The organism is Spirillospora sp. NPDC029432 (assembly GCF_040703975.1).
Classification (GTDB): Bacteria; Actinomycetota; Actinomycetes; order Streptosporangiales; family Streptosporangiaceae; genus Spirillospora.
The window spans coordinates 86803-108953 of the sequence record NZ_JBEZWH010000004.1 but is presented as its reverse complement, the minus strand read 5'-3'; the positions used below and the strand labels follow the sequence as shown (position 1 = coordinate 108953).

The following is a 22151-nucleotide window of genomic DNA, read 5'->3' as shown; positions in this document are numbered from 1 at the left end:
GCGGCCGCTTTCGCCAGCGCCTGTCGTGGCCTATGCGCCGCGAAATGCGGGCCCGCGCCAGTCAGTCCGTACACCGCATAACCAGCCCGGACGTTCTTCACCTGTCCCATTGGCAACCAGCCGAGGAAGCGCTGTGGCCGTTCCTCTCAGGCAAGCAAGGGCCGGCGCGGCGGAGGTCGCTACAGCGACCACCAGCCCTGCCTCAGGGGCCTACGTGTAGGTAGGGGGCCCAGAAGATGGGGAAGTCGGGGCGGCGGGCGCGGAGGGATCGGACGGCCAGGTGGAGGGCGGTGGCGGCGGCCGTGGGGTCTGGGGGGCTGGTTCCGCCGGCGGTGAGGACGGTGTAGAACTCGGCGGCGACCGCGGGGGCGTGTATGTCGCTGATGGGCCAGAGCGTGCCGATGACGTGCGGGAAACCGGCGAGTTGAAGGCTCGCGGCGATGTTGATCGCCTCGTCCGCCAGGACGGTGCCGCCGCGGGAGGTCTCGCAGCCGCTGAGGAAGGCCAGTTCGGCCTGGTCGAGCCGGTGTGCGGCCAGTTCCCTGACCAGCAGCGGGCGGTCGTGCAGGAGGAGCCGCGCCTGTGCGGGTTCGGCGATCTCCTGGACGGCGTGGCAGGCGAGATGCGCCCAGCCGTTCTCGGTCAGGGCGGCCATCACCTGGTCGTGGGTGGCGTCGCCGTCGCGGAGTTCGACGACGTCGGGGAAATGCTCGGTCACCGCCTGGATCTCGCGGGGCACTCCCATCAGCGGGGACGCTCCCGGGGTTTCGGCGAGGCCGACGAGCGTCATCCGGCGCGCGGTGCGAGGGCCTCGGGCCCGGTCACGGGCGGTGATGAGTGCGCGCAGGGTCGGGGTGTAGCTGGAGATGACCCGGTCGAGGGCCTGTCCGGCGGCGTGCAGCGGCAGCAGGGTGAGCGGGCCGGTCGGGCACCACCAGATCCGGTGGGACGGCCCCAGCGCCTCCAGCACTGGACCGGTGACGTTCGACCAGAGCCAGTCCAGGCAGGTCTGGATGCCGGTGAGGTCCTGGGTGTCCAACGCTTCGGCGAAGGCGTCCGCTTGTGTCTGCGCCTCTTCAGCGGTCGTGGCCAGCGGGAGGACGTCGACACCGTCGGTGGTCACCAGCAGGGCGTCACAGCGGTAGCGGCTGACGTTGAGGATCGCGATCGGCCCGTCCTCGGCCGCTGCGAGGAGGCTCCGGCTGCTCGGCGGACGTAGGAAATCCTCGAATCCGGGAAGTTCGCGGATCTCCGCGAGGGTCTCGCGGCGGCGTCGAGCCAGGACGGGCCGTTCGTCCAGGCGGTGCGGCGCGTCGGGGCCTTCGGTGAGGTCCAGGCGCTCGGCGGCCTCCTGCGCGTGATGGATCTCGGCCAGCCTGTCCGCCAATGCCGGCGCCGTCGCACGGAGGAGATCGAGTGAGGTGTGGCTGTCCATCGCTTGGCCGAGCAGGACGCCTCGTCCCTGTTCGAGGAGTTCGAGAGCGGTGGCCGGATCACCGGCCTGGAGCGCGGCCGCCGCGGCGTCCCGCCCGAGTCCTTCGAATTCCTGGAGTATCCGTTCCTGGTCGGCGCGTCCGAGGCCGCGCCATGCCGCCTCGTCCAGTGCGGCCACGGCGGCGCCGAAGCCCGCGGCCGCGTCGGCGGGGGCGTCGTCCTCCATCGCGAACTCGCCCCAGCGCTGGCCGACCGTCGCCCGCCAGCTCGCCGACGCGGACTCCTCCTCGGCGGCCTGCCGGTAACGCAGCAGGCTTTCCGCACGCGCGCGCTCGTCACCGGACAGCTGCCATTGGTCACGGAGGGTTTCGGCGAGGTAGTAGAGGGCTACCGAGCGGGTCGCTCCGTCGGTGCCGGTTTGGTTGACGGCGGCCCGCATCGTCCGAAGTGCCCGGGTGAGGGCCCGTGGTTCGCCGGTCAACTGGTAGCGCAGGCGCAGGGCTTGGCCCAGCCGGCTGTGGACGGCCGAGGCCCCCGGCAGGTCCTCCTTGGCCGCCTCGGAGAGCAGTTCGATGGCCTCGTCGAGTTCTGGAGTGTCGGAGGACTGGGCCCGGTGCGCGCCCAGAAGACCGAGGAAGCGGCTCCGGCGCGGCCGTTCGTCGAACAGGTCCGTGAGGAGCTCGGCCATCGCCCGTACGGAGGCGCGACCGGTCATCGCGCGGTCGAGGAGCGCCCCGGCCAGGTTGACGGTGGCGTTGCGGTGGAAGGACGATCCCGGCTGGGCCGCCGCCCTGACCGTCCTGAACAGGTCGATGGCCTCGGCCGGGTCGGCTCCGCTCAGCTCCAGGGTGCGTCCGAGGCTGTTGAGCACATGCGGCCGCTGGAGGTTGCCCGGATCGATGGTCTCGGCGGCTTCGCGGTGGTGGCGAACGGCCTCGGCCAAGGCCCCTGACTGCCCCGTGACCTGGTATCTGGTCGCGAGGACTTCGCCCAGAGACGCCAGATAGCCCGGCCGGAACGGGCTGCCGTCCGGGACCGCGGCGACGGCGGCGCGCAGCGCGGCCGCGGCGGCTTCGGTGTCCTCCGTACGGTGCAGGGCCTCGTACCTGGCCTGCAGCGCGGAGCCGAGGTTGACCAGATAGAGGCCGTAGTTGACGTGGTCGGGGGCGGTCCGGTCGACGGCGGCCTGGTGGTGGGCGATGGATTCGTCCAGCTCCTCCAGCCGTCCGGTCACCTCGTAGCGGTAGCTGAGGGCGGCACCGAGCCCCGTGATCGCCATGGCCACCTCGGGGTGCTCGGGCGCCAAGGCGATGGCCTGCCGGTAGGCGGCGACCGCCTCGTCGAGTACCGCCAGGCCCCCGCCGAGCCGGAACTTCAGGACAAGGCTGTTGCCGAGGTCGGAATAGACCATTCCATAGATGTCGCTGCCCGGCCGGGCCAGTGGGCACGCGCGGCGCAGGGCGTCGACCATCTCGTCGAGATCGTCGGTGGTGCCGGTCATCTCCATGCGCAGGCCCAGAACCGCCCCCAGCCCGCTCAGGATCTCCGGCAGGCTCGGCGAGTCGTCGGGAAGCGCGGACAGCGCCTGCCTGAACATCTCCACCGCGTCGTGCGCCCGCTGGACCTCTCCGGCTCGGCGGACGTCCTCGATCAATACGCTGCTGTTCATGGCCAGCAGCCGGGCTTCGCCCTCCCGGCCGGTGCCGAACATCGAGGCGAGGTCGTCCGGCAGGTCCGCCAGAAGGTCGAAGCCCTCCTGGGGGATCTCCGGGACCTCTCCCATCGCGAGCATGAAGCCGACCAGCACTTGGACCTGGCGTTTGACCGGTTCGGATGCCGCCGGGTAGCGCTGCCGAATGGTCTCCAGTACGGCGTTCAGCTCGGCTCTGCGCGCGGGGTCCGCGACTTCGGCGAACAGCGCGCTGGCGTACCGGGCGAGCCGCCAGGTGTAGCGGTCGGTGCCCGGGTCGGTGGTCTCTACCGCTTCTTTCAGCACCTCGAGCCCGCGGACCAGGTCGGCCCGGTCGCCTGTCTCCATGAACGCCAGATGCAGCGCCCACCCGTAGTTGGTCAGCACCAGCGACCGGTCCTCAAGAGGGCCGCGCAGCGACTCTTCGAACAGGGCCTGAGCTTCCTCGCGCCGCTTCACGTGCCACAGGATGGGCGCGAGCTGGGCCTGCGCCTCGGCCAGCCCGGGCCGCCCGGCGAGCGCGGCGACGGCCCGGCGATGCCAGTCGATGGCCTCCTCGATGTCGGCCCGGCGGCTGTAGGCGTCGTGACGCATGCTCAGCGCGTTCCCGAGGCCGCTGAACAGCTCCGGCGTGGGTTCGCGGGCCACGAGACGACGCAGACCGGCGATGCCCTCCTCCAGGTCCTGGAGGTTGCCGGTCATCTGGTAGCGGTCGATCTGTTCCAAGGGGTTCAACGGTTCCTCCGCCATCTGACGAAGCCGAATGCGGTGAGCAGGAAGGCGACCGTTCCCAGCGCCGCGACGATGTAGGGCTTGGCCGCGTCGCCGACGGGCACCTTGTAGTCCAGGGATTGGACCGCGGCCAGCATCATCAGGAGCGTGCCGATCACGGCCGTCTCCAGCACCCCGAACCGGCCCCAGCGCCGTTCGGACGTCTCGGCGCGGGCCTGCAGCCGCTCACGGATCACCAGGTCGGTGATCGCACCGATCTCCCGGGCGCGTTCCCGGGCCGCGTCGGCGTAGCCGAGGTCGTCCTCGATACGGAGGCGGAACCAGTCCGCCAGCGCGAGGTCGTCCTCGAGTGGGGTGGCGCGCATGTTGTACCGGGCGATCTCCACCGTACGGACCATGTCCCGCAACCGGGTCATGGTCCAGATGAGCCCGTCCGGCGCGACCTGGTGGTTCATCAGCTCCCGGTGGGCGGCGAGCAGCCCGTCGTCCTCCAGCGCCGCGACCACCCGGGCGGCCTGGTCGTCGACCCGCTGCCGGGCCTGCCGGAACACCCGTCCCTCGGCGTAGACGCGCAGCTGGAACCGGACCTTGGCCGCATGCATGAGGAAGCGAGCGAGAGGCGACATGCGGTCATCACCGGACGACCACAGCCACGCGTCCAGATCACGTTCGCGCTCGACGTGCGCGACCACCGCGAACACGCGAAGCCGCCGTGCGTCACCATCTCGCAGGCCGGTCTCCCAGAGCGCGAAACGGTCGGCCCGGGTGAAGCGGTACTCGCGCTCCGCTCCTGGCAGCGCGGACAGGACGCCGCGGGTCAGTCTCGGCGTGGGCTGGCCGTGCTCATAGTCGACGAACAGGCGGCATTCGCCGAGCACCCAGTCCAGTTCGCCGGCGCACCCTTCCCACAACTCGGCGAGTTCTCGCCATGTGCCGCCGGTCAGCGCGACGCTCAGGCATCTCACATCGTGAGCGTCGCGGAGCACTGCCTGCCGCAGCGGCTCCTCTGGCGCTTCGCGCACCGACACGGCGCCGTTCGTCTCCACGGTCATGCCGAGCCGGGATCCGAGGGCCGACCACAGGTGGTCAAGACGCTCGGCATGCTCCTGGGCGGCGGGCCCCGACCGTGCGACGAACACATGGACGACCAGTCCGGAACGAGCGGACTCACCCGTCCCCATGCGGACTCTCCAGCCGATGGATCAGCTCGTTGACCCGCTCCCGCAGCTCACCGGGCATCTCGACGGGCTCGGACGCCGGGCCGTCGGCATCGATCTCGACGCGGGTGACGATCCTGGTGTGCCCGGCCAACTCCAGATACCCCAGGACCGTGGCCGGGTCGGCCGCCGAAGCCATCGACTCGACCGCCTCCGCGACCTTCGGCCAGCGGACCGGCGGAAGCCGCCACCCGAGCGCCTCCCGCAGAAGGATCACCGATTCCTCGTGCACGCACCCTCCCAAGGGCCACGGCCAAGCCGCATCGGATGAGGAACGAACGGAGTCGAGGAACCCGGACCAGGTTCCATGTCCGCTTGATGAGACGCCTTCGATCCCTGTGCCGTTCTGGCCGCATTGAGTCACCTATGCGGGTCAGGCATCGCAGGCGTTGACGCGCCGGCGTCCCTGGACGGGTTCGTCGTCGGGCCCGGCTAGGCAGGGGCCGAGCCGGCGGCGTTCGATGCGGTGGCCGCCGGCTCTTCCTTGGTTGGTCTTGCCGAACCCGAGGTCGCCGGCGAGCCGGCCGAGGCCGAGCCCGCCGGGCCCTGGCCGGCGACGCGAAGTCGACCGCGTGGACGCAGACGGCCCGGCGCGTCCGTCCGCGGCTCGTGACCGTTACTCGGGGAAGTCGTCGGGATTCACGTCCGAGGTGCGCGCGTTCCCGCCGACGACCTCCTGAAGGGTGATCCTCCAGGTGCTGTACCGGATGTGGGTGGCCGTCGTGGTGGTGGTGTACTTGAGCGGATCCTCGAACTTCTGGAACGCGCACTCGCGGCCGAACGCCTTGGCCGCGCCGTCCCAGGCGGTGCCGCCGGTGAAGAACACCGTGTACGTGCCGTCCGGAACACCGTTGACCGTGTGCTTCTTACCGTGCCGGACGTAGACCGACATCTTCGGCTTGCCGCCCTTGCTGAGCGTCACCAGCGCGTCGTCCGAGCCGCCGCTGTTGTCGACGGTGAGCCGCCCGTTGCCACCGCCGCCCGACCGGATGAGCGCCCCGTTGGACGGGCGCGACCCCGGCTTCTGTCCGGCGGCCGGCAGTTTGAGCGTCCGCCGCCCGCCCGGCACCTTGGCCTGCACCGCCGCCATGGCGGAGCGGAGCGCGCCCGTACCGTCCGCGTCGCCGATCTTGGCCCGGACCGCCGCCCCGGTGCACAGGTTCCGCGAGCCGACCTCGCCGCCCAGGCCGCCGACCACGCTCTCGAACCGCCCGAGGGCACTGACGAGACCCGTGTGCTCCTGCACGACCTCGGCGGGCGGGGCGACCGGACGGAGCTTGGCGGCGGCCTGGGTCACGGCGGCCTTGACGTCGCCGACGCGCCCCTGCAGACCCTTGTACGCCTTGGCCTTCGCCAGGTCCGCCAGCTCGGTCTCCAGCGGATCGACGGCACTCTTCAGCGTGGCGCCGTACTGCTCCATCGATACCGGCGCCGCGGACGGCGACCCTGCCGCCCGCGAGGCCGGTGCCGTCCCGCCGCCGCTCGCGCCCGAGTCACCCGCGCACGCGCTCAAGCACAGCGCACCCGACACCGTCACGGCGACGCCCGTCGCCCTCCGCCACTTCGTCACAGCCGTATCTTGGGCCGCGCCCGATCAAGGATCAACGCGAATATCCACAGACGGCCTGAAGCGGACGATCAAGTCGGCGATAGAGAGAGTGGCCGCTCTCATGCCCGCGCACCCCGCCGCACGATGTAGGTGCCGGATCCTCACCCGGAGGCGCCGGCTCGGGTGCATCAGCAAGACAGCGACCTCGGCCTCGAAGACGCCGATCACCAGGGCCCCGCGGTCGAAGCCCTTGGCGGTCCAGCGGCACGTCCCAAGTTCCACGACAAGCATGCGCGGGTAGTCCCGGCGGCGCTGCGGAGGTTCGACACCCTCGCGCGGCACGTCGCTCCACTGGAGGCCGACCCAGAACATCGCCGAGGCTCCCGCCGACACCTACTCTCTCCCCTCCTCCCCCGCACAGGCGGGCAGGCACTCCAATCGAAGAGCCGCTGACTTCCTGCTGTGAACAAAAACCCGGTGGGCTTCACCTTCCCGCCCCAGATACAGCAGCGGGCCGCAAGTGGAACCACGCGGACACTAGCCGCAGTGCCGTCCCGCGTTGGAAAACGACACCGCAGCCGCACAACTCGGAGGCTACGGCGAACCGGACTGGTCAGCTGTGCAACTCGTGAACGTGGCACCGCCCGGCGGGCAGTTCCTCGACGGCGCCATCGACTACGTGTTTGTGATGCGTGAACACGATGACCTGGAACCGGTCGGCCATGCTGTCCAGGACACGCAGGGCGGCCTCCGTCCGCTCTTCGTCGAAGGACATCAAGAGGTCGTCGACGACGATCGGGAGAGCGTTGCCGGCCACCGCATGGCGTTCGAGAGTGGCCAGGCGCAACGCCAGGTAGAGCTGGTCGCAGGTACCCTCGCTGAGGGCGGCGGGCACCAGCAGCGTTCCCGCGGACGTTTTGGCGCGAATGCTCGGGCGCTCCTCGTCGGACATCTCGAGCCCGGCATAGTCGCCGCAGGTCAGCTGGGCGAACATCGCGGCGGCCCGGGCCAGGACGGGTTCCTGGTCGCTGTTCCGGTACTCCTCCATGCAGGCGTTGATGGCGATCCTCGCGGCTTCCAGGCGCAGGAACTCCTCGGCGTCATCGGCCAGTCCGGCGCAGATCTGCGCGATCTCGGCTTCGGCACGGGCGGCGGCATCGCCACCGTCGAGACCGTCGAGCACCCCCTGGCGCTCCACTCGCCGTTCGAGCCAGGTGGCTCTGGCCGTCTCCAGCTCCTCGATCCGATCGTTCAGCTCTTCCAGCTCCTCGGCGAGCTCCTCGGTGGACGTCTCCTCCGCCTCTTCGCGGAGCCGATCCAGTTCCCTTCCTTCCGGAAGGGTCTGCCGGATATTCGCGAGGGCGGTGGTCTTCTCCCTGAATGCGCTGGCACGCTCTGCGGCGGCTTCCAGTTCGGCGATCGAGGACAGGCCGAGGCGTCCGGAGAACTCGAGCAAGCGGCTTTCCACCCCGCGCAGATCGGCATCCGCTTTCGCTACTTGCTCGACAAGGCTTGCCCTGTTGGCGAGCAGGGTCTTGCGCTGCTGGGCTCCGTCGCGCTGCTCTTGCAGATCCTGCGCGAGCGTGTCGATGGCATCCGGCCAGCCGGCAACAGACACCGGAACGTCCCGCCCGCAGGCACCGAACGTCTCCTCCAGCAAGACCCTGAACTCGGAGATCCGTTGCTCGCCCTCCTGGAGCTTGTGCTCCATCGCCTCGGCCGCATCGACGTCCGCCGCCACGAGGGAAAGGTCCTCTAGGTCGGTGAGAGCGGCATCGAAGTCGCGGTCGGCGGCGAGGCTCGCGCTGCTCAGGAACCGCTGCCATCGCCCATCGTGGACGGCCAGGGCCTTCTCGGCATCGGCCTTCGCGGATTCTGCTTCTTCGAGCTCTGTTTCCGCGGTCGTCAGGTCGCGCTGTACGGCTGCTCTGTCCTGGGCGATTCGCTGATGTTCGTCAAGGCGTCCGCGTGCCGTCTCCACCATCTCCGCGAACACCGCGGAATCCTGGGCCGCATCGACGGCGGTCGGCGCGTCTTCACCAAGGCGCAGCAGGTGCCGGAGCCTGGCCGTGTGGGCGTTGAGGCGTTCGCGTCGGCCCTGCAGCTCGATGCGGACGTCTTGGAGTTCCTGCGCGCTGGTCTGAAGCCGGTCGAAGGCGTCCAGGGTCTTCGACGCCTGCCCGATGTCGGGTGCCGGAGCCGGATGCCCCTCCCACAGCGCCTCCCAGCGTCGCTGGCCCGACTCCTGCTCGGCGAGGGCCTCGTCCACGGCCGTCTGATGACCGTGGACGGCGGCTTCCAGGTCGGCGATCTCGCGCGAGAGTTCAGCCCGCTTGTTGACGCGCTCCGCATGGCGCAGCATCAGATCGGCGGTGCCGTCGGCTCGCCGGACGGCTTCGCTGAGTGAGTCCAGGACGCTCGGGTCGTCGAGGAACCGCGCGAAGAGGTCGTCGCGCTCACCACGCCGCGCTTGGAGTTCCTCGTGTGTCGGCGGCGCATCGGCGCTCACCAGCCGATCGAGGTCGCGCCGACACGTCGCCAATCGGTGTTGCGCGTCGTCGAGTTCTCTGGCGCGATCGCGGAGACGCTGTTCGAGGTCCTGGAAGTCCCGCTCGGCTCTGGTGGCCCGCTCCTGGTCGGGGAGCCGGAGCTCCAGGACGCCTTCGGGAGTCAGTTCGGGGAGGTCGAGCCGGTTGCGTGCCTGGCGGAACCGGCGGTCCAGCTTCCTCTCATCGGCCTCGGTATCGGCGAGCTTCTCCTCCAGGCCGGTGGGGATCGAGGCGTACGCGTTCTGCAACTGCGAGACGTCCTCGCCCGCCGGGAGGGCGCTGAGCTCCTTGCCGATTCGCTCGTGCTTGTCCCGGCAGCGCTTCACTGCGTCCCGCGCGTGAGTGAGGTCGTCGCGGAGCGTCCGGCCCCGGTCCCGGAGTTCCTGGCCCTCCCCGCGCAGGGCCTCGGGGATCCGGTAGAGCCTCTCGTCGGCCAGCGTCGCGTCCGCATGGACGGTACGGAGCCGCGATGCGGCCCGGGCTCGCCTGCCGGAAGCCTCGCCGGACGCCGAGTCCCGCCGGTCCAGCTCGTCGAGGATCGCCTTGATGCCCTTGGCCAGCCGTTCGATTGCGGCGGTATGCGGGAGGAGGGCTTCGTCCTGCCCCATTCCGGCAAGTTGCCGCTCGGTCTCCTCAAGAAGTCCGCCATGCGTCGAGCGCGCGCCTGTGCGCTCGCTTCGCTGGTTCATCAGTTCGGGGAGTTGCGCGCGGATGTCGTCGGTGGCCACCGGCCCCTGCGCGCTGATCTGCTCGACCTGCTCTTCGAGCTCGCGGAGCCGGGCCAGCGCCGGCAGGTTCTCAAGGAGGTGATGCCTGGCATTCCGTAGCCGCTGCGCGGTACGCAGGTCGGCCTCGGTCTCGGCAAGGCGCCGCTCCGCCTCGGCCGCAGAGTGCTCGGCGTCCCAGTACTGATTGGGGTGGAGCATCGCCTCGCTTTCCTTCTTTCGGACCTCCCTGAGCCGGTCCAGCAAAGCATTGATCGCGGGCCTCTTTCCCCGCGGTAGGAACAGCTCGCCCTGGCGATGATCGATCTTGTTCAGGACGGCGTTGAGGAGCAGGCCCGACCGTGCGGCGGCGAGGAGCTGGGCCATGTCGCCCCCGCCGGAGGCGAGCAGCCGTCCGCCCCTGCGGAGTTCGTCGCTGTTGAGGGCGAACTCGGTGGTGAACGTCTCGCGGTCGACGCCGCCGAGGAAGGGAGCAAGCGCCCCTTGGCCGAGCGGGTCGCCGTTCCCGTCCACGAGGTCGTCCTTGCGCTTCTTCCGGCGGACGATCTCCAGGGCCACCCCGCCGGCCGCCGAGAGCCTGGCGCCCAGCCTCGTGCGGTTCCCATGCCGGAAGGCGTACCGGGAGTGGTGGTCGATGCCGTACAGCAGCTGATCGAAGGCGCTCAGCGCCGTGGACTTGCCCGCTTCGTTGGGGCCGTAGACCACATGGACGCCGGGCTCGCCCAGGCCATCCAGGCTGTGGCCGTCGAAGGCGCCGTAGGCGATGAGGTCAAGGCGTTCGATACGCATCCCGGTCACCGCCCTTCCTGGAACAGGGACTCGACGAGCTGGTAGGCCTCGTCGGCCAGGCGCCGGACCCATGCCGGGTCGCTCGGGGCGATGCCCTCCGGCCCCTTGCTCTCGGCCGGGATCCTTCCGATGAGCGGGTGGCTGGAAAGTTTGGCCAGCAGACCGTCCGGATCGGCGCCGAGCGCGGAGAGGGTGCGGTGCAGGTCGGTCAGGATCCCGGAGGCGCCCTCGCGCGAGTCGCCGCCGTCCTCGCCGGACGTGCGGATCTTGACCTTCTCCAGCCACAGGTTCGGGAACTGACCGGCCGCCGCACGGACTTCGTTGAGAATCCTCTCGCGGTCCCGCCACAGCGTCGTGTGCGCGGACGTCGCACCGCGAAGGGTGACGCGGACGGCGGTCAGCCGTTCCTGCGGGATCTCCTGGAAGCGCGCCTCGACGAGGCTGAGCACCTGGTCGATGTCGTCGCGACCCGTGACGTCGACCACCTCGTGTTCCCAGCGGGCGGTGTCCAGGTCGTGGTGCTCGACCGATGCGACCTGGAGCCGGTCGTCCACGGTAACGACGACGCAGCCCTTCGGACCCGTCTCACGTGCGTGCCGTCCCTGGATGTTGCCGGGGTAAACGATCCACGGCTCCCGGCTGACGATCTCCTGCTTGTGGACGTGGCCGAGCGCCCAGTAGTCGTAGTCCCGCGCCTGGAGATCCGCGACGGTGCAGGGCGCGTACCGCTTGTGCTCGGAGTAGCCGCCCTCCAGGCCCGTGTGCAGCAACCCGACGTTGAACAGCCCGCGGTCTCGTACCGGATAGCCGATGGCGAGGTTGTCCGCGAGGTCCCATCGGGCGAAGCCCTGGCCGTGGACGGCGAGCCCCGCCTTCTCGTCCCGGACGGTCTCGGGCTTCCCCGTCGCGAAGACGTGGACGTTGTCGGGGAGCTTGAGCGTGCGCGTCGTGCGGTTCTTCGCGTCGTGGTTGCCGGACACCATGTAGACGGGGATGCCGGCCTGCTTGAGGACCGACATCTGCTTACTGAAGTAGAGGCCGGTCCGGTAGTCGAGCCAGTCCCCGTCGTACACGTCTCCGGCGAGGAGTACGGCGTCCACGGCCAGGTCGATCGCGAGCCTGACGAGGTTGTCGAGGGCCCTGCGAGTCGCCAGCCGCAGATCGTCCTTCGGAGCCCCTTCGTAACGAGACAGCCCCCGTAGCGGGCTGTCGATGTGAAGATCGGCGGCATGCAGGATCTTCATGTTCTCCCTTTTCGCACGGATGCCGGCGTGCGGCGTCCGGTAGTCCGGTGGCGAGGGGGCTGGAGGAACGCTAGCCCTCTGTGGTGATTCGTCTGCTGAAAGCGACGAAAGAAGTGTGGTGTGACGACCGGGACCGGCCATGAAGCGGTTCCCGCGGTGTACCGGCTACCCACTTCGTTCGGCAGCCGGGCCCGCATTGCGGGGTGCCCCGGCGCTTCGAGGCACCGTGGAAGGCGAGTTCAGGAGGCGGCCTGGGCCCGTGCCGCCTCAGAGAACAGCGGGTTGGTCATCGCGACGATCTTGGGGCGAAAATCGCCCTTCGTGCGCACCAGGCCCGTCGTCTTCTCCTGCGGGGCGAGTGTCGTGGTGGCGATCTGCCCCTCGTACTCACCGAGGGCGGAGCCGCTGTCGTGCTTGGTGTTCTCTTGTTTGCACGCGCCCGCTTGGCAGTGAGTTTGATCGGGTAGGCGCTGCCCCGGTCACAGCCGGCCATGTCGGCCGCTGTGGTCGACCACTGGGGCACCTACCTTGAGGAATGCGAGCGGACCATCGGCCTTCCCCTGACCAGCAAGCTGTTCGGCAGGCTGATCACGGGAATATCCCCCCGTCGACCATGCTGTCCGGGAGCGTCGATGTGCTCACCACGGTCGAGGAGGCTCCGACGAGTCAGGGCCGGGTGACAAGGCAGATGACGCCCGCTCCGAACCTATGCCCGACTGGCAACGAGCAGGCTGGCGGACTTGGATATCACGCGCGGTCGACGGCACCACGCATCGCGACCAAGGCGAGAGACCCATACTGGTCGTACGGATCCTCATCGCGCGACTCTTCGTCCAACGCACAAACTGGATCTCGTCCGTCCAACCTCGGAAGACTCAGAGCCTGTGGGGCGCGAAGATCCGCTTCGTCTACGTGACCTGCGAGTACTCATTGATCAACCCCCTCGTCCGCGGGGCGGCGTTCAGGGCCGCCATGTGCCTGTCGAAGGCCGGTAGACGCTGCGCTCCCGATATCAGTCTCGGCGGCGCCGTCGACCTTGAGCCCGCAGCCAAGTCCGGATAGAGGAAGCCTCCGTATGACTATCCGAGATGAGTCCTGTATCGGCTGAGGCGGTTTCGACTCCTTTACTTACAACGGTCACAAAAGTTGGCCACACTTACGGATGAGGCTCTGGTGCAGCGGCGGTTTCAGGAGGCGGATTTGGAACAGGCCCGGCGGTGGTGGCAAGCGGTTCTCCCAGCTGATTGGACCGTGTTCTCGCTACCCGACGACCTGGTACGGGAGCGCTACACGGCCCTTCTGGCGGCGCTGGAAGAGCTGTCGACCCGGGGCCCCATGTCGAGCCTGGATGAGATCTCCACACAGGTGCGCAGCGTCGGACTGCATGATCCGCTGCCGGAAACCGAACTGCGGGACGCTCTCGACAGGCTCGCGAAGTGGGGGTTCGCGGAACCGTTCCGCGATTACACGGCACCGGTGCGCGACTACCAAGGCGTGATCGTCCGGCAGGAGGCATGGGCACTGACCCGTAAGGGGCGGGGCATCGTGGCCGCGGTCCGGGCAGCCGTCATCGATGCGCGGAGGGCGCTTCAGCTGCCCAGCAGGCTCCTTGACAGCGTCGAGATGACGGTCCGAGGGCTTCTAGACCATCTGGCTGGCGACAACGGCATCCTCCCCATGGACCTGGACGATGTACGAACTCGCATCGACGAGCTTCAGCGCGTCACCGCTGACTTCTACACCGCGCTGGCGCAGATGGTGCAGTCGGACGTCACCGACGACGATCTGTTCGGCGAGAACCGGGACCGGGTCATCGAGGCGTTGCGCCAGTTCCCTCGCGAGTACGGTCGTGCCCTGCGCCGCGTCGAGACCGCGCTGGAGGATCTCTCCACCGCCGGGCACCGCCGGATCGCGGAGGCCGCCGTCGCCCACGCCGGGCTCATCGACGCCCGGGACCAGCAGCACTGGGTCGAGGAACGGGTACGCCGGCTGTCAGACCTGGAGGCATGGTTCGCACCCGACGGCACGGTGCACAGGCTGATCTCTTCGGCGACCGGTGCGGTCTACACCCTGCTGGTCGCCATCGACCGTCGCTATTCGGCCCGGCGCCGCGGCTCCGACCTCGGGGTGGATTTCCATGCGCTGGCGCAGAGCCTGCACCGGCAGCCCTCCGACGAGGAAGCCAGACGCGTCTTCGCCGCGGCATTCGGGGACTGGCCCGCCTGGCACGCGGTGATCGGAACGGCCGAGGAGGACGTCGCGCACGGCACCACGGCCGCGGCCGGCACGGCCCACCACCGCGTCGAGGTGACTCTGCGCGAACACGAGCGGCAAGGCAGAGCCGCCGGCCGCCCCCGCAAGGTCCCGGACACTTCCCACGACCGGGCCGCCGCCGCCGAGGCCGCCGCAGCGGAGGCGCAACGGCGTCGGCGGCTGGCGCGCCTTCTGATCACTGACGGGGAGGTCGGCCTCGACCACTTCGCCGGGCTGGATTCCGAGGCGGCCGAGGTCTTGTTCCGGGCCATCGAGACGGCACTCGCACAGTTCGACCCGGTGACCGGCCGTGGAACGGGACATGCCGACGGCGCGAGTGTCCTCGTCGAGGTGAGGCCGGGCGAGAACGGCCGGACCGTGTCGGTGGACCTGGCGGAGGGCAGGTTGACCGGCCCGGACCTGCGAATCTCCATCACGGCGGCGGAATCCGCGCCGGCCAGGGAGGCCGCCGATGCGGACGGGCGGAACTGGAGCGTCGCGTGAACGGTCCCCTGCTCGATGCGGATCTACGGGAGGCCGCTCGAATCCTGGTCGCGACCGGAAGGCTCCGGGCCGAGACCGCTCCGGAGGCCTATCGCGCGGCCGTCAAGGGCCGTCAGCAGCTCACCGCCTTCTTCCACGAGGAGCTCGCCTGGAACGTGGAGGTCCTCGAGGTGGCCGAGATGGTCCGACTGCACAAGCGGCGGGTCGATGTCCCAGCAGATCGCGGACCGACTCTGGTACGCGGACGAGGCGACGGTCGGCTGGCGTCGAGAGAGGTACTGGTGTGCGTCGCCCTGGTGTGCGAACAACTCTGGCGGCGGTCCCGGATGAGCCTGCGGGAACTCTTGCAGGCGCTGGCCCAGGTCTGCGCGGCTGAAGCGGCCGAAGGCACCCTTCCTCGATTCCAGGTGGTCGCGCCGGACGGTGTAGGAAAGCAGGCCGCACGGGAGAACCGGCGCCAGCTGGTGGACGCGCTCAAGCTGCTGGTGGCGGAAGGAACAGTGGTCGTGGACGCCGACCTCGATCACGCCATGGACGCCGAGGACGGAGACCTGGTCGTCAGCGCATCACGAGATCGCCTGGCCGCCAAGTTCTCCTCCCTGTCCCCCGTGCTGCTCGGCCTGGACAAGCTGCCGCCCGACCGGCATGCGGCCGCCCTGTCGGCAGCGTCACTGCCGGAGCATGAGGCGACCACCGACCCCGCCAGGACACCGACTCTGGAGGACCGCCGCCTACGGCTGGCCCGCAGGCTGGTCGACGATCCGGCGACCGACCCCGCCGACGACCGCACGGAGGGTTCTCCCTATCTGCACACTTTGACCGGACGGGAGCGCGCACTGAACGTCACTGGTTCTCTCGGCTATACGGCGACAGTGCGTCGCGACTGGTGGGAGATCACCGACCCCTCTGGAGTCGGTACGGCGATCGAGTTCCCCAACGGCCGACGCACCGAGAGGCAGGCCGCTCTGGCGCTGCTGGGCGCTCTGTCCGGGCGGGTGGACCGCACGGCGCCTTTGCCGATCTCCGAAGTGGTCGAGGTGATGGAACGGGCCCGGCGGGAGCTCCCCCGATGGGCGGCCGCCTACGCCGAACGGCTGCCCGCCCTCGCCCGTGCGGCAACGGCCGAACTGGCGGCGGTGGGACTCCTGCGGCCGGCACCAGAAGACGTGGACGTCTGGCTGCCCACTCCCGGCGTCCATCTGTGGCGGATCAAGGTACGCCACGGCTCCCAGGCGAAGACGCCGAAGAGTCCGAGTGCGGCCGACCAGGCCGCGCTTCCGCTCACCGACACCCCTGGGAGCACTCCATGACGCGGATCGACCCGCCTGCCCGCCCGTTCGCGGCGCTCGACGTCGCGGAAATCGGTACACCGGGCGTGGACGGGCGGTGGCAGCCAACGAGAGCCGGCGTGGTCAACTCGTGGGCTTGGGCCGAGGAGACGCTGTTCTTCGCCGACGGCTGGCTTGCGCTGGCCGGCCCGAACGGCTCCGGCAAGTCCCTCACCGCGTCCATGTTGATCACCGTACTCCTCGACGCGGAGACCACCCAGACGGCGTTGTCGGTCTCCGGCAAGGCCAGCGGAACCCTCACCAGCAGGCACACCGACCGGAACGAACGCGAGGACCGGACAGGCGTCTGGTGGCTTGAGTACGGTCTACGCGACAAGACCACGGGACAGGTCGAATACCTGACGACAGGGCTGTGGCTGAGGTCGGCCGGCAGCACGCTGCACCGGGCGTTCTTCATCTCCCCCGGACGCGTAGGCCACGAGCTCGCCCTTCAGCACGACCGCGAGACGGTACGCATCACCGAACTCGCCGAGCAACTCGCCGCCGTCGACGGAGCACTGTTCAGCTCATCGGACAAGCTGCGTTCGCAGGCGAGCGCTTCACTCCACTCTGTCGGAGACGAACGCGATTTCCGCAAGGCGGTCAGGACCCGCCTTTTTTCTCCCCTGGACGATGTGCAGTTCGACGCGCTCATCGGTGTTCTCCGCAGCCTGCGCAGCGTCCGCACCGCCGAGGCCATCTCCCCGGCGAAGATGCGTGAGGTCCTCACCGAGGCGCTGCCAGCGCTCGAACCCGACCAGCTCACACTGATCGCGCAGACGATGGAGCGCATCGCCGAGCTGGAGAACCAACTCGACCGGGCCCGTACCGAAGCACGGCTCCTCAGCGATACTCACCGCCTTTACCGTCGTTATTTGAGCGCCCTCGCCCAGTTCCAGGCCGCCGAACTCTCGTCCGCCAACACCGCCTTCGACAAGCAGACCGAGAAGGCCAGGCAGGCGGCCGAGGCGCTGAGCTCCGCACGGGACGACAAGCAGTCGGCCGATGAGCGTCTGGACGGCACCCGCGACCTGGCCTCGCAACTCGAAGGAGAGCTCACCGCCGCCAACGCGATCTTGCGTGACCACGCCGGGGCGGAGCTGCCCCTGAGAGAGCAGCGGGCCGCAGAGCTGGCGGACGCGGCCACCGCGGCGGAGGACCGGGCAGAGCAGGCGGCGAAAGCGGCACAGGCCGCGACCGACCGAGCGCAGGAGGCCGCGGAGGAGACGCAACGGGCGCAGCACCATCTCGCGAACCTCGTCGAAGGGCTGCGGCGCGATTCGGGCGCGGTCGGCGCCGAGTCGGCCTACGACCGGATCCTGGCCACCCTCTCCGACCTCGCCGTCGCCGGAACACAATCGTCCCACGGCTCGCTGGACCTGGACGTCCTCAGCGGTACCCCGCTGGCATGGACGGACACACGCCGGGCGCAGATCCGTGAAGTGGAGAACGCACTGATCGAACACGGTGCGGCACAGCAGGCGGAACAGGCCCTCGGCGATGCCAGGCGGCGTGCCGACGACGCCGAAGCCCGCGCCCGCGATGGGCTGGAGGCGGCAGCGCAACGCAGGCAAGGAGCCGAGACCCTGCTGCTCGATCAGCTCGCCTCCTGGTCGGACACCCTCCACCGGATCGACCGTCCGAACCTTGAGGACGGTCCGCTCGCCCGCGAGGCGAGCGGCGGCCGGTTTCCCGTCGAAGAGCTGGAGCGCTGGCTGGCCGCCGCCGTCGCCTCCGCCCGGGACCGCATCGACCTGGTCGGACGGCGACACCAGGCGGCGACGGACGCAGCGCTGGCGACTTCGGCGGCGCAAGACGCCGCGGACGCACGAACGCTTCACGCGGAGGCGCTGACCGCCGCGAACGCGGCCGACGACCACGTACAGGAGGTACGGGCGCGGACGGACGACGAGGCCGAGGCCGACGAGGAACTGCGCGCCCGAGCCATCAGCGACCACGCGGACGAACGCTCCGCCGTCGAAGCCGACGTGACGGCCGCGCGGGACCGGCTCTCCGGCGCCGAGCAGGCCGCGGTCCGCGCCGCGCGCGAATGGCTCGCCGACGCCCACCGCTGGCGGGATGCCTGGCGTTTCCTGGATCCGCTCGCCATCGACCTTCCCGGGCCGCCGGCCTCGATCGCAGCGGACCGGCTCACCGTCCTCGACCCGGGCAACATCTGGCTGGCCGCCCATCACGCCCATTCCACTGCCGCCACCGCTCTGCACGACCAGGTGGCCGCCGCGCGCGACACCGTCCAGAGGGCGGCGGAACGCATCGACGAGCTTGAGGCGGAACTGGCCGAGGCCCGTCGGGCCGCCGCCGTCCCGGCACCCCCGGCATGGCGGACCCGCCGTCCCGCCGACGGAACGCCCCTGTGGGCCCTGGTGGATTTCGCGCCTCATGTCTCTCCGCAGGAAGCCGACCGGCTCGAGGGGGCGCTCCTGGTGTCCGGGATCCTCGACGCGCTGATCACTGCGGACGGCCGTCTGGCCGCCGGGGATCTCGTCCTCACGGCGGATGCGCCCGCGGCCGGCCGGACGCTCGCCGACCTCCTCCGTCCCGAGCACCATCCGAACGTCCCCACCGATCGGATCACACAGATCCTGCGTGCCGTTCCCGTCGACGCCGCCCGAACCGGACCGGTCAACGGAACACTGGTCAACGGGGTCCTCACCGCCTCCTGCCCGCCGGACTACCGGGCGGCGTTCATCGGCAGGACAGCGCGTGAGCGCGAACGCCGGCGGCGCATCACCGTCCTGGAGCAACGGCTCACTGTTCTCGAGAGTGAGCTCGTCGCGGCGCGGGCACGGTTGGAAGCTCGGGAAGCTGATGTGGCGGCGGCCGCCGCCGAACGTGACGCGATCCCTTCCAGCACCGAACTCATGGACGCGCGCCAACGCACCACCCAGCTGACCGCTGATCTCGCGACCTCCGAACGCCTGGCCGCCGAGCGCCTCGCACGGGCCGAATCGACGCTCCACGAAGCCATCACTGCCCTGGAGAGGAGGGCAGGGCAGCGTTCCGCACGGTTGGCGAAGGTCCAGGACGAATGGCGGTACGCAGTGCGGGCCGCGAAGACCGCCGACGCCATTGCCGAGCGCAGAGAGCGGAAGGCCGAAGAGCGCGCGGAAGCCGCCCGTAACAGCGATGCCGCTCACGCCGAGGCCGCCCGGGCGCAGGACGAGGCCGATGCCGAACGGTCCCGTTTTCCCGACGTCGTCCTCACCGGTGTCAGGACGGCCCAAAACGAGGAGGACGACGCGGAGCGGGACCTCACGCGTGCCCGTACCGACGTCATCACCGCCTCAGAGCAGCACACACAGGCGACCGAAGCGGTCAAGGCCGCACTGCGGCTCCTGAACCGTGCGGCGTCCCTGCCCGACGGGTCGCTGCTGCCCACCTCCCGTGACGCGCTCGGCGAGCACGCCGAGGCGGTCTCATCTCTCCGGAAAAGCGTGCACGGATGCACCGCGGTCGCACAGCGCTGCATCGATCTGCTCGGGCGCGCCCGCAACGACCAGCGCTCCGCCGCCGAGCTGCGGGACGGCACCGTCAAGGCGGCGGAGTCGGCCACGGACGCTCGGCGTGCCGCCACCAGCGCACTGGCCGGCGTGCAGAAGATGCGAGAAATGCACGGCTCCGAATACACCCGGCTGCTCCAAGATCGGGACGCTACGGACGACCGGTTGAAGAACGCCAGAGTCCTGATCGAGACCCTGCTCAAGCAGCGGGAGGGCGCCGCCGCACGGGAGTCGGCCGCGCAGTCCACCCTGGACGGCATCGCTCCCCAGCGCGCCGCCGCCGAGCAGCACCGCGACCTCTGCCTGCGCCGGCTCGGACGCCTGATCGATGAACGGCTGGCCGCCCTGCCGGACGATCTGCCCGCCGATCCGTCCGGGCGTCCCGCAAACCTCACAGCGGGCCTGACCTGGGCACGACGCCTCCTCACCGACAAGCCGGCCGGTGCCGAACGCCTCAACACACTCACTCAGAACCGCCACCGCACCCTCACCGCGCTGGAGAAGAGCATCCGCACCGCGAGCACCGCGCTGGCCCGGTTCAACCGGCAGATCATTCTTGTCTCCATCGAGGGCACCGAATGGCGGCGCGCCGTCATCGCGGATCCGGATGCCACCCGCGGCGAGGACCTCGATCAGGCATTGCAGGCACTGCACGGGACCATCGCCCAACTCGAAGCGGACCTGCGCGACGACGTCAAGCAGACGATGAAGACCGGCATGTTCACCAAGCTCCGGCGGGACATCCAGGTCCGACGCCAGGCGGCCCACGAGCTCGTCCGGCAGATCCGGCACACGCTGCGCGGGGTCCGAACCGGAGTGGCGAACGTGGGCGTGCAGGTCGCCTGGGACGTCCGCGAGGACGAGGACGCCCGGCGCATGGTGGATCTCATCTCCCAGAAGCCGTCCGACGAGACCTTCGACCAGATGTACACGGTCCTGCGGCAACGCATGGACGAGAGCGTCGGAGAGCCCTGGCCCGACCGCGTCGCGCACACCTTCGACTACCGGGCCTGGCACGAATGGGACATCTCCGTGACGCACTCCTCGTTCGGTGACGGCACCGCCGAGGTTTTCAAGAGGGTTTCACCGCGTTCGAACCCGCTGGAGTCGCTGTCCACCGGGGAACGCAGGCTGGCCACGATGCTGCCGCTGCTGGCGGCCGCTTGGTCCATGTACTCCGGCGACTCCTATCGCGGGCCGCGACTGCTGTCGATCGACGAGATCGACGCCGCCTTCGACGAGCCGAATCTCCGCCAGATCCTTGCGCTCCTGCGCATGTGGGACTTCGACGTGCTCGCGACCACACCGTCCATCGCACCAATGATCAAGGGTGAGGCCAGGCGCGCCATGGTGCACGAGGTCATCGCCTCCGGCCGGCAGCGCATCACCGTACCCTGGCTGTGGGAAGGCCACGGCGACCCGCAGCCCCTCACGCTCGATCTGGACACGCCCTCGTGAGCCACCACGCGGATCCCATCGTCACGGACCCGGAATTCGCTCCATTCTGGAGCGCGATCCACGAACGGTTGTGCAGCGGCGTGGAGCCCGGCCAAATCGCCACCCTCAAAGTGAAGAACCTCTCGCAAGTGGCGGTAGCCGAGTTGCGCTCATGGCTGGACACCACCACCCGGCGCCGCCGTGACCGGTCAGCAGTCGTCGCCAACGGCTCGACCATCTCCCTGCCGCTTCGTGAACTACTGGCCGTGCTGGACATTTCTCCGCAGGACCTGGCCCCTCTCGCGGAGAAGGCGACGGGCCGTCCGGTGGTGAACCGTGCCGCTGCCCGCAAAGAGGCCGCTGGACTGCGCCAGGACCTTTGGACGTTCGCCGCGAAGCAGCTCCCCGGCCTCCCTGGGCTGGTCGGCCGCATGCGAGCTGCGGGAGTGGGCGACGACGAATCCAGCGTCAGGCAGTCGATCATCGCTCTCGCAGCGGCGGTGTCCCGGCTGCCCGCACATCCCCCGGTGAGCCTGCCCAAACTCGCTCACGACTGCGCCGGCGACCCGCACCACTTCGATCTGAACACCCTCAACGGGGCACGACTGGTCACGGCCGTCGCCGAACTCTCCGGCAGGTCCGAGCCCAGCCGTCCCGACCATGTACGGGCGATGCTGGCCGACATCGGCATCCTGGCCGACCGGCTGTCCTCCACCGTCCTTCTCCATAACGTCAAGGTCGCCGGTGACGGTGTCCTCGACCGAAGACTCCGCGACTCCCCTACTCCAGTGCCGGTCCATCTCCTCGACCTGACCCTGCATCCGCCCACATTCGCACCCCAGGTGCTGACCGTCGTGGAGAACCCCTCCGTCCTGGAGGCCGCGCTGGCCGCCGACGCCGGTCTCCCCCTCGCCTGTACCAGCGGGCATCTACGCGGCGTCGACCACGCGCTCCTGCAACTCGTCCACGACCAGGGCGTCGCCCTCCGCTACGCGGGCGACCTCGATCCGGACGGCCGCCATGTCGCGGCCTACATCGCCGAGCACTACGGTGCCGAACTGATCGCGATGGACACAGAAACGATCACCGAGGCCGACGGCGAACCGGTGCTCTACCAGGAGCATGACGCCATCCTGCGCCGCATCCTCTCGCCACCCTGATCACCGAACCAGGATGGGA

At 69.7% G+C, this 22151-nt stretch carries 10 protein-coding genes; 4 read left to right on the top strand and 6 right to left on the bottom strand.

All coding sequences use genetic code 11. The annotated features are described in order from the left end of the window. Positions 1 to 202: 202 nt before the first annotated feature. From AB0881_RS04350 to AB0881_RS04325, 6 genes are all read right to left on the bottom strand, one after another. Positions 203 to 3859 carry a CHAT domain-containing protein gene (locus AB0881_RS04350; protein ID WP_366614096.1) on the bottom strand — a complete coding sequence of 1219 codons (3657 nt, stop codon included), beginning with the start codon at positions 3857 to 3859 and terminating at the stop codon, positions 203 to 205. After that, positions 3856 to 5037, bottom strand: a complete 1182-nt coding sequence (locus AB0881_RS04345) for a CATRA conflict system CASPASE/TPR repeat-associated protein (RefSeq protein WP_366614094.1) — start codon at positions 5035 to 5037, stop codon at positions 3856 to 3858. The genes AB0881_RS04350 and AB0881_RS04345 overlap by 4 nt, the downstream gene beginning before the upstream one ends. Further along, a complete protein-coding gene (locus tag AB0881_RS04340) occupies positions 5024 to 5305 on the bottom strand; it encodes a CATRA system-associated protein (protein WP_366614092.1) in 282 nt (93 codons plus the stop codon). The genes AB0881_RS04345 and AB0881_RS04340 overlap by 14 nt, the downstream gene beginning before the upstream one ends. 384 nt (positions 5306 to 5689) lie before the next feature. After that, entirely contained in the window at positions 5690 to 6643 is a 954-nt protein-coding gene (locus AB0881_RS04335) for a hypothetical protein (RefSeq protein WP_366614090.1), read from the bottom strand. Positions 6644 to 7235: 592 nt separating this feature from the next. Next, complete coding sequence (locus AB0881_RS04330) at positions 7236 to 10685, bottom strand: AAA family ATPase (RefSeq protein WP_366614323.1); 3450 nt, start codon at positions 10683 to 10685, stop codon at positions 7236 to 7238. Positions 10686 to 10690: 5 nt separating this feature from the next. Then, positions 10691 to 11929 (bottom strand): DNA repair exonuclease, encoded by a 1239-nt coding sequence (locus AB0881_RS04325; protein WP_366614088.1) that lies wholly within the window; start codon positions 11927 to 11929, stop codon positions 10691 to 10693. A gap of 1251 nt (positions 11930 to 13180) precedes the next feature. Between AB0881_RS04325 and AB0881_RS04320 the strand changes: the two genes are divergently transcribed. From AB0881_RS04320 to AB0881_RS04305, 4 genes are read left to right on the top strand one after another with little or no spacing between them, the layout of a single operon-like run. Continuing rightward, positions 13181 to 14686 (top strand): DUF2397 family protein, encoded by a 1506-nt coding sequence (locus AB0881_RS04320; protein ID WP_366614086.1) that lies wholly within the window; start codon positions 13181 to 13183, stop codon positions 14684 to 14686. After that, positions 14683 to 15996: a DUF2398 family protein gene (locus tag AB0881_RS04315; protein ID WP_366614084.1), complete on the top strand. Its 1314-nt coding sequence runs from the start codon at positions 14683 to 14685 to the stop codon at positions 15994 to 15996. Before AB0881_RS04320 ends, AB0881_RS04315 begins: the two co-directional genes overlap by 4 nt. Next, complete coding sequence (locus AB0881_RS04310; protein ID WP_366614082.1) at positions 15993 to 20993, top strand: SbcC/MukB-like Walker B domain-containing protein; 5001 nt, start codon at positions 15993 to 15995, stop codon at positions 20991 to 20993. The genes AB0881_RS04315 and AB0881_RS04310 overlap by 4 nt, the downstream gene beginning before the upstream one ends. Beyond that, a complete protein-coding gene (locus AB0881_RS04305; protein ID WP_366614080.1) occupies positions 20990 to 22132 on the top strand; it encodes a TIGR02679 domain-containing protein in 1143 nt (380 codons plus the stop codon). The genes AB0881_RS04310 and AB0881_RS04305 overlap by 4 nt, the downstream gene beginning before the upstream one ends. The last annotated feature ends 19 nt before the right edge of the window (positions 22133 to 22151 follow it).

Bases quoted from the DNA above. Each gene is read 5' to 3' on its own strand.
- AB0881_RS04345 (WP_366614094.1), bottom strand. From the start codon at position 5,037: ATGGGGACGGGTGAGTCCGCTCGTTCCGGACTGGTCGTCCATGTGTTC.
- AB0881_RS04330 (WP_366614323.1), bottom strand. From the start codon at position 10,685: ATGCGTATCGAACGCCTTGACCTCATCGCCTACGGCGCCTTCGACGGC.
- AB0881_RS04325 (WP_366614088.1), bottom strand. From the start codon at position 11,929: ATGAAGATCCTGCATGCCGCCGATCTTCACATCGACAGCCCGCTACGG.
- AB0881_RS04310 (WP_366614082.1), top strand. From the start codon at position 15,993: ATGACGCGGATCGACCCGCCTGCCCGCCCGTTCGCGGCGCTCGACGTC.